The organism is Caballeronia sp. LZ028 (assembly GCF_031451415.1).
Taxonomy (GTDB): Bacteria; Pseudomonadota; Gammaproteobacteria; order Burkholderiales; family Burkholderiaceae; genus Caballeronia; species Caballeronia zhejiangensis.
Window position 1 is genome coordinate 92,351 of record NZ_JARUXN010000013.1, and the last position, 14,296, is coordinate 106,646.

The window sequence follows — 14,296 nt, forward strand, 5'->3', positions numbered from 1 at the left end:
GCCAGTGCTGCCCGTATTTGGCCGCGCGCTCGCGGTTCTTCCGCGTGACCCGATGCCGTCGTGATCGACCTGCACCGGCGCGAGCTTCAGCCCCGCCTGTTCGAGAAAGTCGCGCGCAAGAATATAGCCCGGCTCTTCGAACCAGGCGCTGTCGTTCGGTTTCGCGAGACTGCGCAGAATGAGTTCAAGCGACGCGCGATAGCCGCTCGTCACGAACACCTGTTCTGGCGCGCACTCGACACCTCGCGACAGGCCCAGATAAGTCGCAACGCGTTCGCGAAGCGGCCCGGAGCCGGCGGGGTCGGGATAAGTGAGCGAGGCTAGATCTACGCTGCGCGCCCGATGCGCGATGATGCGGCTCCGCACTTTGCGCGGAAAAGCATCCAGCGCGGGCAATTCGGGACGCAACGGCGGGCTTCATGGCCGAGTCCTATTGCCGGTGCCAGTTTCGCGCGCGGCACATCAGCGCATTCTAAGACCCGAGGCGCTGCCAAGTTCAAAACCGATGCCGGCAGCGCCGACGACACAAAAGTGCCCGCCGCGCCGCGCATCTGGAGATAGCCCCTCGTCGACGAGTATGTCGTAGGCCAGCTCCACCGTGCCGCGCGCCGTGTTGAGCTGAGTGGCAAGCGCGCACAGCGCGGGAACGCGGTCGCCCGGCTTGAGGTGTCTCGCGCCGATCGCGGCCCTGAAGCGCTCGCAGATCTGCAAATAGATCGGCAGTGCGTGGCGCCGGTCGATATCGGTCTTCAGTGCACGTTGCGGGTTCCGCATGCGTGATCCTTGGACTAGTCAGCTCGACGATTCTTGTCCCTTCTAACCAAGACATAATTCACACACAATGATTCCACTTTGATCAATTGAACGAGGTGTGTCATGAAGATCGTTGTCATCGGAGGGACCGGGCTGATCGGTGCGAAGGTTGTGGCGTTGTTACGAGCGAAGGAACACGAGGCGGTCGCCGCATCGCCGAGCACGGGCGTCAACGCGATCACCGGCGCGGGCCTGGACGACGCACTGCGGGGCGCGCATGTCGTGATCGACGTGACCAATCCGCCGACGTACGAAGGCGATGCCGTTACCTGTTTCTTCCGCGATGCGACGCGCAATGTCCTTGAGGCCGAGCGCAAAGCGGGCGTACAGCACCACGTGGCGCTGTCGATAGTCGGTGTGGATAGGATGGAGGGCAATGCATACTTCGCGGCGAAGTGCTTGCAGGAGCGGATGATTGCGACATCGCCCGTGCCGTATTCGATCGTGCGTGCCACGCAGTTCATGGAGTTTCTCGGCACCATCGCCGATCTGAGCACCGCCGACGGCACTGTGCGTCTTTCGCCGCATCAGTTCCAGCCCATCGCCGCCGACGATGTCGCTGCCATCATCGTTGAGATCGCCCTGGGCGTGCCGCTCGACGGCATCGTGGATATCGCCGGTCCCGAGCGCGGCGCGATGCATGCGTTCATCGGCACCTATCTGCGTGCCACGCGTGACGCACGCAGGGTGATCGCCGACGACAAGGCAACCTACTTCGGCGGCTCGATGGCCGAAAATTCGCTCGTGCCGACCGGCCGGATGCGGCAGGGCCGCATGACTCTCGGCGACTGGCTGGACCGTATGCGCTTGACGGATACGACAACGGCCTGATGCGTCTCTGACATTCACGGCTTGATGTGGAACGTGCGCGACCATGCGGTGCTGTCGGACGGCTTCGTCGGCAGGAAAACTCCGCTGAGCATCGTCGGCGTAACATCACGAGCCGTGCGCAAAGGTGAAGTAACCGACCTGCGCCTGCAAAGCGCAGGAGACATTTTTCAACGGACGAAAGGTAAAGGACGAAGATGACCCGCTTGAACTGGCACGAGATCGCCCCGGACGGCGCAAAGGCGCTTCTGGGTGTCCATCAATATGTGACGAAAAGCACCAACCTGCCCGAGGAGCTTATTCATCTTGTGTTCCTCCGCGTTTCCCAGATCAATGGATGCGCTCATTGCATCGACAAGCATAGTCGTGATCTCAGAAAGACGATGTCCATCGACAAGATCACTCTGGTGCCGGTGTGGTACGAGGTCTCGCACCTGTTCTCCGATCAGGAGCGCGCAGCTCTCGCCTGGGCCGAAGAGGTGACGCGCGTAAGCGAAACGCACGCTTCGGATGAAGCTTATGCAGCGGCCTCAGCGGCATTCGCGCCGAAGAATCTCGTCGATCTCACGATAACGATTGCCGCGATGAACGCTTTCAACCGTCTCGGTGCGCCATTCCGACTGCCGGTGGCCGCCAAGGTTTAAGCTCAATGCGCCGTCTGACGGCGCGTGTCGGACAAGATCCGTGCAATGTCTTTGCGCGAACGGAAATAGCTCAATGTTTCGGCCGCCACGAAAGATGCATCTGTTTGTCTCTAGTTGATTGTGGAAGGGCCTTGCAGATCGGGGACGTAAAAGTGAGGCTTGCATTCATGGGATTCAAACCTAGGTCAACGACACCAGAGTCGATCGAATCTAAATGACGGGTATGTCCCGGGAACGGTCAAAGAGACGACGCACGACGACGGGCCGAAGTGGGTCGAAAGTGTGAGTTGAGGGTGTCGCCGGTGGCGCGGCTGTGGTTAATCCGGGGCGTTTCGCCCTCCGCCGGATGCAACTAATAATCTTTGTTTCCATGCGCCTTTGCGTTGCGGTGCACCCAGCGTTTCAGTGTGGGTTTGCAAAATGAGACGCGAGACCGTCAACCACCTGAAAAGTCAGCCTCTGTGAGACGGACGAGACTCGTTGGCCGGGCCCGCAGTTTCCGTCGCGCGACCGCTTCGATCCGGGCGAACCCGTCCCTGAACACGCTCACCAGCCGGCTATCGTCCGCGTTGGGCGGGAGCCAGAAAAAGACTTCCAAGCACCTGCGCGTCACGAGGCACGACACGCTTTCTCCGCGCCAATCGATGACGAAGCTGAGGGCCTGTTTGTCTGTTGAGATCTGGGGTTCGGGCACGAGGACTTTCATGAGCAGAGTTACGGTTGACGGCTAGAATCGGCGGTGCGCTCACCGGGACGCGATAGGCGATCTTGCGAAGTTTCACCAGTCTACCCGGTGCTTTTCTTCAGTCTCCTGATGGCGCCGATCGTCGTCGACGTGCAGGTAGATGCTGGTGGTCGTCAGCGAAGCGTGGCCGAGGTTGTCGCGCACCGTGCGCAGGTCAATCTTTTGATCCGCCATGTGCGAGCCGGCGCTGTGCCTGAGCCAATGCGCGGACGCTTTTTCGAGGAGGTCGGCCCGCGCGCTCGCCGTCTCATCGCGCTCACGCAAGCGCGCCGCTGCGCCCGCAAAGACGTCCTTCACGATGGCGTGCAGCGCCGCGCGCGTAAGCGGCGCGCACGTCTCGATGCGTGCGTTCGACGCCGTGGCGCCAATCGGCAACACAAGCGGCGTATCTTCGTTAGGCAACGGCAGGGCGCTCAATCCAAGTTGCTGCCGATAGCGGGACAGTTCCATCATCATCTCGCGCGTCGCGGGCACGAGCCGTTGCTTGTCGCCTTTGCCGTGCACGGTCAGCCACCAGCGCAACGCGCCGTCCGCATCATGTCGGACGAAGAACTCGCCCATGGTGGTGGCGCCCACCTCCGCGATGCGCAGTCCGCCGAGATAGAGCAGGGTGAACAACCACCGGACGCGGGACGCATGGGCTTTTTCCCGGTCCGTTTGCTTGGGCATGGTCGCAATGAAGTCCTTGACCTCCTGCCACACGCTCGGCTCCAGATACCGGGTGATGCGTGGCGCGGCGTGGCGCGTGCGTTGGCGTGAGAGCGACAGCGGATTGCCGGCCAGATAGCCGGCCTGCACCAGCCACGAGAACATCGCGTTGAGGATGATGGTTGCCTGGCGTTGACTGGACGGCGAGAGCGGACCGTAGAACGGCCGCCAGCGCACGTCGCTGCGTGGATGCTTGCGCCCGCCCCCGGCCACCCACGTGCGGGCAGGCTGTGGATCGGCGAGAAACTGCTGATAGCGCAGGCAGTCTTCATGGGTCAGAGAGGAGAGGGGTTTGCCCATCTCGACGACCGACCAGAGCAGGAGCCGTTCAGCCTCCTTGCGGTAATTCTCGAACGTGGTTTTCGTATCGACGAAGCGTGACAGCCAGGCGCGGATCGCATCGAGGTCGTGATCGGCGGCAATCTGGGCGCGCCCTGTCACTGCCCGATTCAGCCCCGCCGACCCGTCGAGCTCGGGGGGAATGACGAGCATCTCAAGCGGTGCCGGCTGCAATGCATACGGCGGTGGGGGCGGCGTAGCGGACTTCGAAGTCACGTTTGTTTTGGCACCGGGTCGTCGTCAATTTATCAACATTATAGCACTAATGTCAAATCTTTGGCGGTCTGTGGTTGGAGAGTTGGCGCATTACGTTGTAATATAGGTGCACTCCTCTGCTCCATTGCTCGTATGTCCGACGTTCTCTCCGACGAAACCCGCCTCGCGGCCGACATTGAGCGCCTGAAGGTCGACTTTCCCAAGACCCGCGAGCTCTATCGCGAGGTGTGCGCACTACTGTTTTTCCGCTTCGGCGTGCCGCCCACGGCCAACCGTCTCTACAACCTGGTCCGGCGCGGCACCATGAGCACGCCCGCGTCGGTCTTGAGCGAGTTTTGGGCGGAGTTGCGCGAAAAGAGCCGGGTGCGCATTGAGCACCCGGACCTGCCGAAGGATCTGAGCGAAGCGGCGGGCGAGTTGATCGGGACGCTGTGGACGCGCGCGGCGACCTCCGCGCAGGCCGAGCTCACGTCGCTGCGAGACGAAGTCGACGCGCAGCGTGCCGAGGCCGAGCGAAAGGTTATCGCCGCCCGGGAAGAACTGGGCCGCACGGAAACGGCGCTCGAGCAACGCACCGCGGCATTGCTAGCAGCGCAGGTCGAGATACGGGAATTGGAGCGGCAGCAGGCGCAAGAGGCCGCCACGCGCAAAGCGCTCGAGGCGCAGATCCAGCGTCTCGCCGAGGAGGCGGTGACGCGCGAGCGCGAACTCGAAAAAGTGCGCGACACCTTCTCGCGCGACCTTGAGAAGCTGCGGGAAACCGCCAGCCGTGCCGAGGAGCGCCTACGCGCATCGGAGAAGCGCGCGCTCCTGGAGATCGATCGGGAGCGCAGCGCGAGGGCCAAGGCGCAGAAAGAACTGGCCGAGGCGGCCAAGCGGGCGGAAAGACGAGAGGCCGAGCATCGTCGCACCGTCGACGCGCTGCAGGCGCAGCAGGGCGACACGCGGCATCAGAACGGGATGCTTCAAGGCAAGCTCGCCGCACTCGAAGCGGCACATCACGCGCTGCAGGAACAGTTGAAGTCGCTGCGCACCGCGGCGCGGCCGTCGACGCGCGTGGCCGCCGCCGAAGCCCGTTCGGGGCGAGTCGCCCGGAAGGCACCGGCTGGCAAAACGGCGAGCGTGAAAGGTCGTCGATAAATACTAATCGGATCGCGCCCGCGGGTAGGCGCCATCCAAGGCCGAAGCCGCGCCATCCGCGTGGTCGGTCAACAGGAGCGGGCAGATGAGAAGATCAGCAGAGAACAAGTTGCGGGTCGTGGCAGTACGCATTGACCCCGTCATCGAACAGCGCTTGCGCGTGTTGGCAGAGGCGACAGGCCGCAAACAATCGTTCTTTCTGCAGCGGATGATCGAAGAGGGCCTCGAGGCCATGGAGGAAATCTGGCTGTCGCCGCAGACGCTCGCCAAGGTCCGAAATGGCGATTTGCCTGAGCTGCTTGACGCGCGCAGCGCGACCTCGGATCTGTTCGACTTGGATGTGACCGACGCAGACTCGTCGATAGCAGAGGGTCGCGATCCGATGGGTGTCCAGCGTTCGGTATGATCGGGTTTGTTTTTAATAGAGAGGAAGCGTTTCAATGAACAAGCAGGAACTGATTGACGCGGTGGCGTCCGGAGCCGGTACGAGCAAGCTCGCCGCAGAGGAGGCCATCAATGCCGTGTTTGAGACGATCGCCAAGACGGTGGCGGCAGGTGATGCTGTGCAATTGATCGGCTTTGGCTCGTTCGGGGCCGGCGAACGTGCCGCGCGCACGGGCCGCAATCCGAAGACCGGTGAGCCGATCGATATCGCGGCAGGCAAGACGGTCAAATTCACCGCGGGCAAGGCGTTCAAGGACGCCGTCAACCAAGCGTGAGCGAGGGCGGCGCCTTGCATGCCGCCGACTTAGAAGAGTTGTGCTCCGAGCGGCCGTAGGCTATTGAGCTTGACGGCCGTGCGACGTTCCGTGCCGTCCGCGTGAATCGAGCGGATCATGATCCGTCGGCCACGCGCCTCACCCAGCACCTCAACGATGCGATCCTCGTAGCGCACGAGGGTGCCGCGAGGCGGTTTGCGTTTGATGCGGCTGCGACCGGTGGAAGGAGAAGGCATACGGGTATCGACGGGCGTGCAGGATCGTATCATGCCAAGATGCGGCGGCGGCACATCGTGTCGCTCACCGGCTCACAGCAATAGGGAAGGGCAAAATTATGCGCCGCATCGTAGTACGTTCTTCGCCGGTCCACGGACGCGGCGTATTCGCGCTGACCCAGATCCGTGCCAACGAGCAGATTCTGGAATACAAGGGCAAGCGGGTGTCGTGGGCACAAGCGCAGCGCCAGTATGCGCGTTCGGCGGCCGAAGACGGCCACACGTTTTACTTCGATCTGGACGACGGGCGCGTGATCGATGGTGCGCAGGGCGGCAACTCGGCGCGATGGGTCAATCACAGCTGCGCGCCGAACTGCGAGGCCGAACAAGACGGCAGCCGCGTGTTCTTCCTCGCGCTGCGCGACATCAAGCCCGGCGAAGAGTTGTTCATCGACTATGAACTAATCGTGGAAGGGCGAAAAACGGCTGCGCTCAAAAAACTCTGTGCGTGCCGGTGCGGGTCCGACGGCTGTCGAGGAACGATGCTGGCCGCGTCCTGAAAGCGCCCACGAAACGACACACCTGCGTCTGGCTATCGCACGTCAACTTCCGCACAGGCTCGGCCGCGACGATTTGGACCCTGCACGCTGCTGACGGAACCTGACTGTCATGCCCTCACCGAAATGGACATTTGCTTCACGCTTTAGACGCAACGCATTCGGATGGCGATCGTCGCTGCCGATTCAACGCCTGAAGGAGGCGGTCTCCGAGATCCGTTCGGTCGCGCGCACCGATCGGCCGCTCGCGGCCGACGGGGCTGTTCTTCTTCTTGAAAAACTGTCGCCCGCACTCGAGCACGTCGATAGTTCCTCGGGCGCCCTTGGCAGCGCGGTCAATCGTGCAATCGAGGCGCTTGTCCCACTGATCGCCTCCGCCGACGTGACTTCTGCAGCACGGCAGCGTTGGCTGGAACGACTATTCGACGCGTTGCAGGACGATCAGATGCCCTACATCGAGAGCCTGGGCGAACATTGGGGAACCTTGTGCGTGACGCCCGCGTTGGCATCTGACTGGGCCGACCGGTTATTGCCGCTCGTCACACATGTGCTGGAGGCTGAAGGATTCAACTACTTCGTTGGCGTCGTGCCGTGCTTGAGCGCGCTCTACGCGGCCGGCCGCTTTGAGGAAATCGTTGAGCTTGTGCGGCGCGATCGGCTGAGTTCCTGGTGGTATCGACGTTGGGCCGTCGACGCGCTGGTTTGCCTTGGGCGCCCGGGCGACGCGCTCCGCCTTGCTGAAACGAGCCGAGGGCTGAATGCGCCCGAAGGCGCGATCGCGCGCGCCTGCGAGACGATCCTCCTCGAGTCCGGCATGACTGAGGAGGCCTATGAGCGCTATGCGATCGCCGCTAATGGTGCAGGCACGTACCTCGCAACGTTCCGGGCCATCACCAAAAAATACCCCGAGAAAACCGCGGAAACGATCTTGTCTGACCTGGTTCGAAGCGAGCCCGGGTCGGAAGGCAAATGGTTTGCCGCCGCCAAAGACGCCGGGCTGTTCGATCAGGCCATCGCGCTGTCCAGACAGAGCCCTACCGATCCCAAGACGCTCATACGCGCCGCGCGAGACTTCGAGAACAAGCAGTCCCGGTTCGCGATGGACTGCGCGCTGTGCGCACTGCAATGGATGGAGGCCGGCTACGGCTATGAAGTGTCGATGGCTGACGTCACTGATGCCTATGATGCCCTCGTCGCAGCGGCGACTGCGAGTCAGATTTCGAAGGCAGCGGTGGACGATTGCGTGCGACGCCTGATTGGCAATGCGGACTCGCTTGTTGGGCGTGCGTTGCGCACGCGATTGGAAGCCGACAGGCGCTAGACCGGAAGGAAAAAGGGTTGAGCTCAAGTAGCGCGTCGGCGCCGCTTGCGCCTTTGCGGGAGCGCGGCAAGGAGCGACCCTCCAGAGCCGCGGTCTCATACACCCCCGCATGCTTCCTTGACTTCCCGTGAGCCTGGATACGCTGGTCTCAACGATCAGGAGATGCACAGCGTATGAAGTCAATCGTAGCAAGCCGAAATCATCAGGTGCCCGCCGCTTCACCCGCCGTGCCGAAGCGGACCTCCCTGGAAGCGGACCGTGAACTCGCTCATATACAGAAAGTGGTGACCGCAGTACGGGCAACATCCGTGCCGTTGCCGATAAGCGTTCGGTATTGGAAAGTGCGCCTGCATGAGCTTCGCATTGGCTACATGTTGCTTCCTGTCCAACTTGCCCGACTGTCCGCGCTTGAGCTTGACGTCGAGAAAATTGCACAAGGACAGGTGGACATCGGCACGAGCGACGAGCGCCGCGTGGCGTAGACACTCAGCGCGGCAAGCGGACTATCACAGGCGCGATTCTTACGCGTCGTCCCAGACAAGTCGGCATTCGCGCACGAAGACACCCGCGCGCAGCGCGAATTCGATCGCCCTGGAGCCCTGTGCTCACAGGCCGTGACGTCGCCGCTAGAGCAAAACGGCCTGGCGCAATAACTCCAATGCCTTCAGTTCATCCAGGCGACCGGTGCGGGCCTTGCCGGCGAGCGTCTTCAGGAGCGCCTCTGCGATAGGGGCAATCCCATCCAGGCCGTCCAAGGTGGTCCCTAAAGTGGAGGAGGGTGCCGTGTCTGTAGGCGGTGACATTGCCACCGCAGGCTGCGACGCCACCGGTGCAGGAACGGCTGCTGGCGTGTGGCTTTCGATGCCTTCCACGGGACCGTCGGGGCGCGTTGCGACTGCACTGCTGACGTTCTCGTGGCGAGGGCTCGCGACGTGGTCGCCGTCGCCTGCCGCATCGGCTGGCAATGGCTCAATGTGCGCGTTGCTCGAAGTGCTAGGCAGCGCTCGTTCTATCTCGCTGGTCGGCGCCGCCGCGACTGCTGTGTCCTCAGACGCCGCCACAGCGGTGGGCGCCGGTGCTTGGCCAGGCGCGCGCACGCGTGATGTGGGCGCGAGCAGTTGCGCAACTGACTCGGGAATGTCGGCTTCGCCGCGGGGTGTGTCGAGCCACCCCGCAGGCAGACCCAGACCCGCGGTGAAGCGCTCGGCTTCAGCATCATCCATGCGCTTTTTACCGTGGAGTCGGTGCGCCATATTTGATCCGCTCAGACCCAAGACTGCGCCGAGTTTGACCTTCGAACCGTTACGTGTGGTGAGAACGTGAAGGTTGGCCTGCCTGATGCGCTCTACGGTCGCACCGCCGTTTGGGCGCGCCTGTTTCCGCCCGGCCGCTTGATGCGATTGGTGCGGTTTCGACGATTCTGCTGCTCTTGCAGCTTGACCGCTTGCCTGCGCAGACGCCTTTTGGGCGCGGGTCTTGGTCGCACCCGACGCTTCTTTCGAACTTTTAGACGGCATGGTCGTATCCTTGGACAAACTGCTGACAAGCAGCGATGTTGGCTCCTGCGCACTCGAAAGAAGGGGTGCTTGCTTGATGCCACCTTCATTGACGGTCTCGTCGGCATGGACGAACTCGAGCGGCGCCTTTAGGCGCGCAATCGTCTCCGGCGAAAGGACCGGATGGAGTTGGTCGAAAAAGCCCGAAGGCAGACCAAGCGTCGTTTCCATATGGAAGGCGGTCTCGGGCGTAAATCGCTCTCCGCGCATCAGTTCGGCCATCCGGGCCATGCTGGAATCGAGCCCCAGCGCGATGTTTTCCGCGCCGACCGCATCGACGAGGAATTTCAACGAACGAGTCTTAATAATCGACGCCGGCGTCGCCCCGCCATTAGTCTCTCTGAAAGGTGGCTGAACTCGCGGCGGGCGCTTCGGATTCGTCAAGTGTTGAGGTTGACGCCGACTGCTTGGCTTGCCCCGATATCCCGCATTCGGTCCGCGGGTTTGGCTCATAGGAGAACTCCGGTGCAATGCGTGAAATTTCTGCGGTCCATTATATCGGCCGTCGTTCGAACTGAGCGACTCTCGCCACGCACGCGACAGTGTCGTGCTCGCGCTGCGTGGCCGATTGCGATTAGTGGCGTGCCGCCGTGTACGGGAGCGGCGAGGCGTGCTCGCTAGTGGCGAATCGTTTGAGCCTGTCCCGTGCAGCAACGTGAACATATCTTGGCGCGCTCGCGAGTTGTCGGTCTGCCTGTTGCAACACCGCTTCGAACAACGGCAGATCCGCCGCCTCGAATGCCCACCGTCGCTCGACTTCGGCGCGCTGCAAGCCGCGTTCGAGAGCCGCTTCAGCGCGTGCATAAATAACTACATCCGTGTCCCCATAGCCCGCATCTTGCACAAAGAACGTGACGTAGACCAGTTGAATAAGCTCGTTGAAAAGATAGGCCGATCCAGCGCCGGCCCGACAGGCGGCGAACGTCAAGTGATTCGATAACGCGACGGTCTGCGCCGCCGACGGAGGCAGGGGCAGCAGCATCTCTTTGCTGAGCGGTTTGCGAAACAACGATCGAGCAGCTTGCGAGGAAGAGCGACGAGATGACATCGGGAAAGAACTCAAAGTGACGGCAGATCACTGCCAACTCAGCGTGGTCGGTCACGGCGAGCGTTGATGCATTCTCAAGTTGCTGGACAAGCGCCGTCATGGAAGGCAGGGCACTGTCGTTCGGGTATTCGCCGGCGAGCTGGGAGTGCCGTTCGCGCCGCGGAGGCGTCGCGAAGCTGCAACTGCTCCACCAAATCATTGCGCAGCGCTACGTCGCGGCTGTCGGCAAATATGTCGAGTTGCTGCATTGTCGCAATGGACGCGACAACGTCGCGCCGGGGAATAACTCGACCTAGGGTTATCCCGAATACAGCAAGAATTTGTTGTTCAAACGCTCATTAATCTTAAGCGGGCGCTTACTTATACTGAAGTCACTGAAACGCAAACAGGGCTGTTTGCGAAAAACAAGACTCGGAGGTAAGTATCATGAAACTCGCAACTATCGTCGTCGCCGCTGCACTCGCTATCCCGGCAGTTTCTGCTTTTGCTCAAAGCCAACCGGTGACCCGCGCACAAGTAAAGGCAGAACTGGTCCAACTCGAACGCGCTGGATACAACCCGAGCAGGGATCGAGTGACGTATCCGGCCGAGATTCAAGCAGCCGAAGCGAAGGTCGCAGCGCAGAACGGGCAAACGAGCTACGGCGGCGTGGCTGACACTGCGTCGGCTTCGGGCGGCCCGGCTCACACTGGCAATAGCATCGCGCCTGTCTATTTCGGTCACTAATCGACCGGCAGAGCCGAAAGGCTCTCGCACAATAAGAGGACTGGCCGCTGTAGCGGTACGGCCAGTTTACCTAACAACACCTCCGCCACCGGCCTAGCCGATGGCTTGCCCAGCACCTAAGTCGTCCTGGGCCTTTTTGCGTGGATGTTTTCAGGGGAAAAGGATCGCGGCGATGTCCCTGGCGCTATGCAGGACGTGAATTATGTCGATGCGCTCGGGTTGCCCAGTGACGCGATAGAAAATCTGGTAGCTGCCGTGGACGCGATGGCGCACGCCGCGATCTTCGTACCGAGGCACGAGCGGGTAGGCGAGGGGCATATCTGCAAGGCTGATGCACTTGTCACGCATCTCAAGAACGAAGCTTAAGGCGCGGCGCGGATTGTCGCGGGCGATAAAGTCGCCGATGGCCTCGAGTTCGGCCTCCGCCGCCGGCAGGATGCGAACAATCATGCCTTGCTGTCGATCATCGCCTGATACCTAGCCTCGAGCCGGTCGAACACTTCTTGGGCGGGTTCTCCTCGGCCAGCATCTGAATCGACGATGCCGCGCGCGATCACGGCATCTAACGCGGCAAGCTGCGTCTCGCGATCCTGGATCAATCGCACGCCTTCGCGCAACACTTCGCTCTTTGAGCCGTACCGTCCCGTTTCGACCAGCTTCGTGATGTATCCCTCAAGCTGTTGTCCAAGGTCTGCACTGATCATGGTTCTGCCCTCTAGGCAAGTCATCCCGCAGTATAACTCTTATTAACTATTATCAAGCCTAGTCAGCACCGTCTGCTGCAAAGGACGGCTGGCAGACATCGGTGCGGGAGGAAGTCGGTGTCACTGGTTGTTAAAAAACAGACCGCTCAGGAGACGTGGGACGACACGGTAGAAGCCCACCGGCGCCGCGATCGGCCGCGAACCTGCACCTTACAGGGCCTAGCGGAAAGCGTTCGCGCACTCCGTGCACGAAGTTGGCATTGATGAGACAAGCAGCCGGATCGGCAAAGGCGGCGACAATCTGCTGTCAGCGTTTGTCTCCACAGCCAGATCCGCGATGACGGGCGGCCTTGGAGGCGGCGCCGCAAGCATCACAAGGCGCATTGCTTGCCGCTTTCGCCGATTCGCGGCCCGTCCAGGAAGTTGGGGAAAGAGGAGGGCCGCGCTGCTCCTGCACGCGGCGTCTAATGAAACCCTCGGGTGTCTAGCTCAAATCACTTGACGGACCGGCTCAGTGCATGTTGCCGACGTTCATCGATCCACGCTGGCCCGGCTGTTCAAAGAAGGCGATCCACAGAAAGCCGATCGGAATCAGCGCGGCGGCGAAGATCGACATCGTCTACGACGGGATTGCCGAAGGCGCTGGCCGGAAAGATCGCGCTCGTGAAGAGCATCGCCTTTGGATTGAGCAATGTGGTGACGAAGAGCGTGCGCATGCCGACCGTCTTTCGCGCGGACGTCGGCAGGGAGACGGCGGTGCGCCACATCAGGACGGCGAGATAGGCGATGTAGATGCTGCACGCGACGCGCATGAACGTCGGCAGCCAGGTGAGAAAGCCGGCCGCGTGCGTGACGAGATAGCCCCAGACGGAAGTTGCGATGAGGTAGCCGGCGAGCTCGGCGGCCATGAGCGGCGTGGCGCGCCTGACGCCGCGACGCGAGCCCTTGATGACGATGCCGAGCAAAAGGAGCGCGGCCTGCGAGCTTGAATGCATTGGACGGTTTTGAATATTGGATGCAACGTGCTTAAAACCATATTCGATGTCGTTCCTGCCGCGCGGCAAGCTTCGTTAGTCGTGCACGGCCGCCAGTACTTCCGCCGCCGTTCCCGCGACGAGCGCCCCCGACACCGCGACTTCGCGCGCTGTCACCGGCGCCGGCAACGCCAGCGTCAACGCCCGGCGCGCGCGCATCATCGAATTGCGGACGCGCCGCTCCGGGCGGCTGAACATCCCGCCGCCGACCAGCGCGACGAACGACGCGATGAGCGGCACCGCGAGGAGCATCGTCGCGAACTTGAAGAGGCCGAGCTTCAACGGACTGCGCGATGCCCACGCGGACCACGCGAGCGCGAATCCGATATAGGCGACGCCCGCCGGCGCGCCCGCCAGTTCCGGCATGCCGATGCGCTCTGCGAAAGGCATCGGGAAAATCAGAACGAGGAGCGCAATGCTCGACATCGCGTGGACAAGCAGCGCGCGCCGTTGCTTGAGAAGGCCCGCGATGGACCAGAACGCCAGCACGAGCACGAACGGCGGACACGCGGCCACGACGGCCGCGAGCGCGAGATACACCACGACGCCGCTCATCAGATTGCGCAGATAGCCTTCGGAGGACGCGTAGTACACCATGTACCCCGCCGCGATCGCCGCCACGCACGCGACGAAGGCGGTGACGCCGCCCCGCCCGTCGGGCGAGACGACGAGTCTCAGCGTCAGGAGACTCGTGAAGCCGACGAGATAAACCAGGAACCGCACAACCGAAAAACGCTGTTTCATACCGCACCCCTTTCCCCTGACGGTGCGAGCGTTCGTCATCGCGGTCTCCTATTGTCGGAGACCTTATGAGAGCTGTCCTCGCCCGTCTGTCGCACGCGTCCGAATTCGAATGACGGATCGCGCGCTCAAAAGCGCCGCCGCGAATAGCCATGTGGCGTTTTGCGGTCGACGTATCTTTATCGACGGAGAAAGGGGAAATCTTTAGCCCTGGGGTTCGGGACTAGAGGGGCGCATCGACG

19 protein-coding genes and 1 pseudogene are annotated in these 14,296 nt (G+C 62.0%); 10 read left to right on the forward strand and 10 right to left on the reverse strand.

Annotation, left to right across the window (positions count from 1 at the left end; all coding sequences use genetic code 11):
* Positions 1–51: 51 nt before the first annotated feature.
* Positions 52–774, reverse strand: a pseudogene (locus QCE58_RS31425) (aminotransferase class I/II-fold pyridoxal phosphate-dependent enzyme); the annotation flags it as partial.
* A 102-nt stretch (positions 775–876) separates the two neighbouring features.
* Between QCE58_RS31425 and QCE58_RS31430 the strand changes: the two are divergent.
* Together QCE58_RS31430 and QCE58_RS31435 are read left to right on the forward strand one after the other, a co-directional pair.
* A complete protein-coding gene (locus tag QCE58_RS31430; RefSeq protein WP_309780829.1) occupies positions 877–1,644 on the forward strand; it encodes an NAD(P)H-binding protein in 768 nt (255 codons plus the stop codon).
* Between the two features lie 194 nt (positions 1,645–1,838).
* Positions 1,839–2,285 carry a carboxymuconolactone decarboxylase family protein gene (locus tag QCE58_RS31435; protein ID WP_309780830.1) on the forward strand — a complete coding sequence of 149 codons (447 nt, stop codon included), beginning with the start codon at positions 1,839–1,841 and terminating at the stop codon, positions 2,283–2,285.
* Between the two features lie 436 nt (positions 2,286–2,721).
* On the opposite strand, the gene QCE58_RS31440 is transcribed toward QCE58_RS31435, so the two are convergent.
* Both QCE58_RS31440 and QCE58_RS31445 read right to left on the reverse strand, forming a co-directional pair.
* Positions 2,722–2,991, reverse strand: a complete 270-nt coding sequence (locus QCE58_RS31440; RefSeq protein WP_309780831.1) for a DUF1488 family protein — start codon at positions 2,989–2,991, stop codon at positions 2,722–2,724.
* Between the two features lie 72 nt (positions 2,992–3,063).
* Complete coding sequence (locus QCE58_RS31445; RefSeq protein ID WP_309780832.1) at positions 3,064–4,230, reverse strand: tyrosine-type recombinase/integrase; 1,167 nt, start codon at positions 4,228–4,230, stop codon at positions 3,064–3,066.
* A 195-nt stretch (positions 4,231–4,425) separates the two neighbouring features.
* Here QCE58_RS31445 and QCE58_RS31450 point away from each other — a divergent pair, with 195 nt between their 5' ends.
* The 3 genes from QCE58_RS31450 to QCE58_RS31460 all read left to right on the forward strand — a co-directional run bounded on the left by QCE58_RS31450 (position 4,426) and on the right by QCE58_RS31460 (position 6,152).
* Entirely contained in the window at positions 4,426–5,433 is a 1,008-nt protein-coding gene (locus QCE58_RS31450; RefSeq protein WP_309780834.1) for a DNA-binding protein, read from the forward strand.
* A gap of 85 nt (positions 5,434–5,518) precedes the next feature.
* Positions 5,519–5,839 carry a hypothetical protein gene (locus tag QCE58_RS31455; RefSeq protein WP_309780836.1) on the forward strand — a complete coding sequence of 107 codons (321 nt, stop codon included), beginning with the start codon at positions 5,519–5,521 and terminating at the stop codon, positions 5,837–5,839.
* Positions 5,840–5,873: 34 nt separating this feature from the next.
* Positions 5,874–6,152 carry an HU family DNA-binding protein gene (locus tag QCE58_RS31460; RefSeq protein ID WP_309780838.1) on the forward strand — a complete coding sequence of 93 codons (279 nt, stop codon included), beginning with the start codon at positions 5,874–5,876 and terminating at the stop codon, positions 6,150–6,152.
* A gap of 29 nt (positions 6,153–6,181) precedes the next feature.
* Here the strand turns inward: QCE58_RS31460 and QCE58_RS31465 are convergent, their stop codons facing one another.
* Complete coding sequence (locus tag QCE58_RS31465; protein ID WP_309780840.1) at positions 6,182–6,388, reverse strand: hypothetical protein; 207 nt, start codon at positions 6,386–6,388, stop codon at positions 6,182–6,184.
* Between the two features lie 98 nt (positions 6,389–6,486).
* On the opposite strand from QCE58_RS31465, the gene QCE58_RS31470 reads away from it, so the two are divergent.
* The 3 genes from QCE58_RS31470 to QCE58_RS31480 all read left to right on the forward strand — a co-directional run bounded on the left by QCE58_RS31470 (position 6,487) and on the right by QCE58_RS31480 (position 8,727).
* Complete coding sequence (locus QCE58_RS31470) at positions 6,487–6,927, forward strand: SET domain-containing protein (RefSeq protein ID WP_309780842.1); 441 nt, start codon at positions 6,487–6,489, stop codon at positions 6,925–6,927.
* 109 nt (positions 6,928–7,036) lie between these two features.
* Positions 7,037–8,245 carry a hypothetical protein gene (locus QCE58_RS31475; protein ID WP_309780844.1) on the forward strand — a complete coding sequence of 403 codons (1,209 nt, stop codon included), beginning with the start codon at positions 7,037–7,039 and terminating at the stop codon, positions 8,243–8,245.
* Positions 8,246–8,418: 173 nt separating this feature from the next.
* Positions 8,419–8,727, forward strand: a complete 309-nt coding sequence (locus tag QCE58_RS31480) for a hypothetical protein (RefSeq protein WP_309780845.1) — start codon at positions 8,419–8,421, stop codon at positions 8,725–8,727.
* A 144-nt stretch (positions 8,728–8,871) separates the two neighbouring features.
* Here QCE58_RS31480 and QCE58_RS31485 read toward each other — a convergent pair whose 3' ends face one another.
* Positions 8,872–10,254, reverse strand: coding sequence for a hypothetical protein (locus QCE58_RS31485; protein ID WP_409014193.1), 1,383 nt, complete (start codon positions 10,252–10,254; stop codon positions 8,872–8,874).
* Between the two features lie 121 nt (positions 10,255–10,375).
* Positions 10,376–10,783, reverse strand: a complete 408-nt coding sequence (locus tag QCE58_RS31490; RefSeq protein ID WP_309780849.1) for a hypothetical protein — start codon at positions 10,781–10,783, stop codon at positions 10,376–10,378.
* 164 nt (positions 10,784–10,947) lie between these two features.
* Between QCE58_RS31490 and QCE58_RS31495 the strand changes: the two genes are divergently transcribed.
* Both QCE58_RS31495 and QCE58_RS31500 read left to right on the forward strand, forming a co-directional pair.
* Positions 10,948–11,145, forward strand: a complete 198-nt coding sequence (locus QCE58_RS31495; protein WP_309780850.1) for a hypothetical protein — start codon at positions 10,948–10,950, stop codon at positions 11,143–11,145.
* Positions 11,146–11,275: 130 nt separating this feature from the next.
* On the forward strand, positions 11,276–11,575 hold the full coding sequence (locus QCE58_RS31500; protein ID WP_309780851.1) for a DUF4148 domain-containing protein: 300 nt from the start codon (positions 11,276–11,278) through the stop codon (positions 11,573–11,575).
* A gap of 150 nt (positions 11,576–11,725) precedes the next feature.
* Here QCE58_RS31500 and QCE58_RS31505 read toward each other — a convergent pair whose 3' ends face one another.
* The 4 genes from QCE58_RS31505 to QCE58_RS31520 form a co-directional block, all read right to left on the reverse strand.
* Positions 11,726–12,025, reverse strand: a complete 300-nt coding sequence (locus QCE58_RS31505; protein WP_309780852.1) for a type II toxin-antitoxin system RelE/ParE family toxin — start codon at positions 12,023–12,025, stop codon at positions 11,726–11,728.
* Complete coding sequence (locus QCE58_RS31510) at positions 12,022–12,279, reverse strand: type II toxin-antitoxin system ParD family antitoxin (RefSeq protein WP_309780853.1); 258 nt, start codon at positions 12,277–12,279, stop codon at positions 12,022–12,024. Before QCE58_RS31510 ends, QCE58_RS31505 begins: the two co-directional genes overlap by 4 nt.
* A gap of 557 nt (positions 12,280–12,836) precedes the next feature.
* Complete coding sequence (locus QCE58_RS31515) at positions 12,837–13,274, reverse strand: LysE family transporter (protein ID WP_309780855.1); 438 nt, start codon at positions 13,272–13,274, stop codon at positions 12,837–12,839.
* Between the two features lie 75 nt (positions 13,275–13,349).
* Complete coding sequence (locus QCE58_RS31520; protein ID WP_309780856.1) at positions 13,350–14,057, reverse strand: hypothetical protein; 708 nt, start codon at positions 14,055–14,057, stop codon at positions 13,350–13,352.
* Between the last annotated feature and the right edge of the window lie 239 nt (positions 14,058–14,296).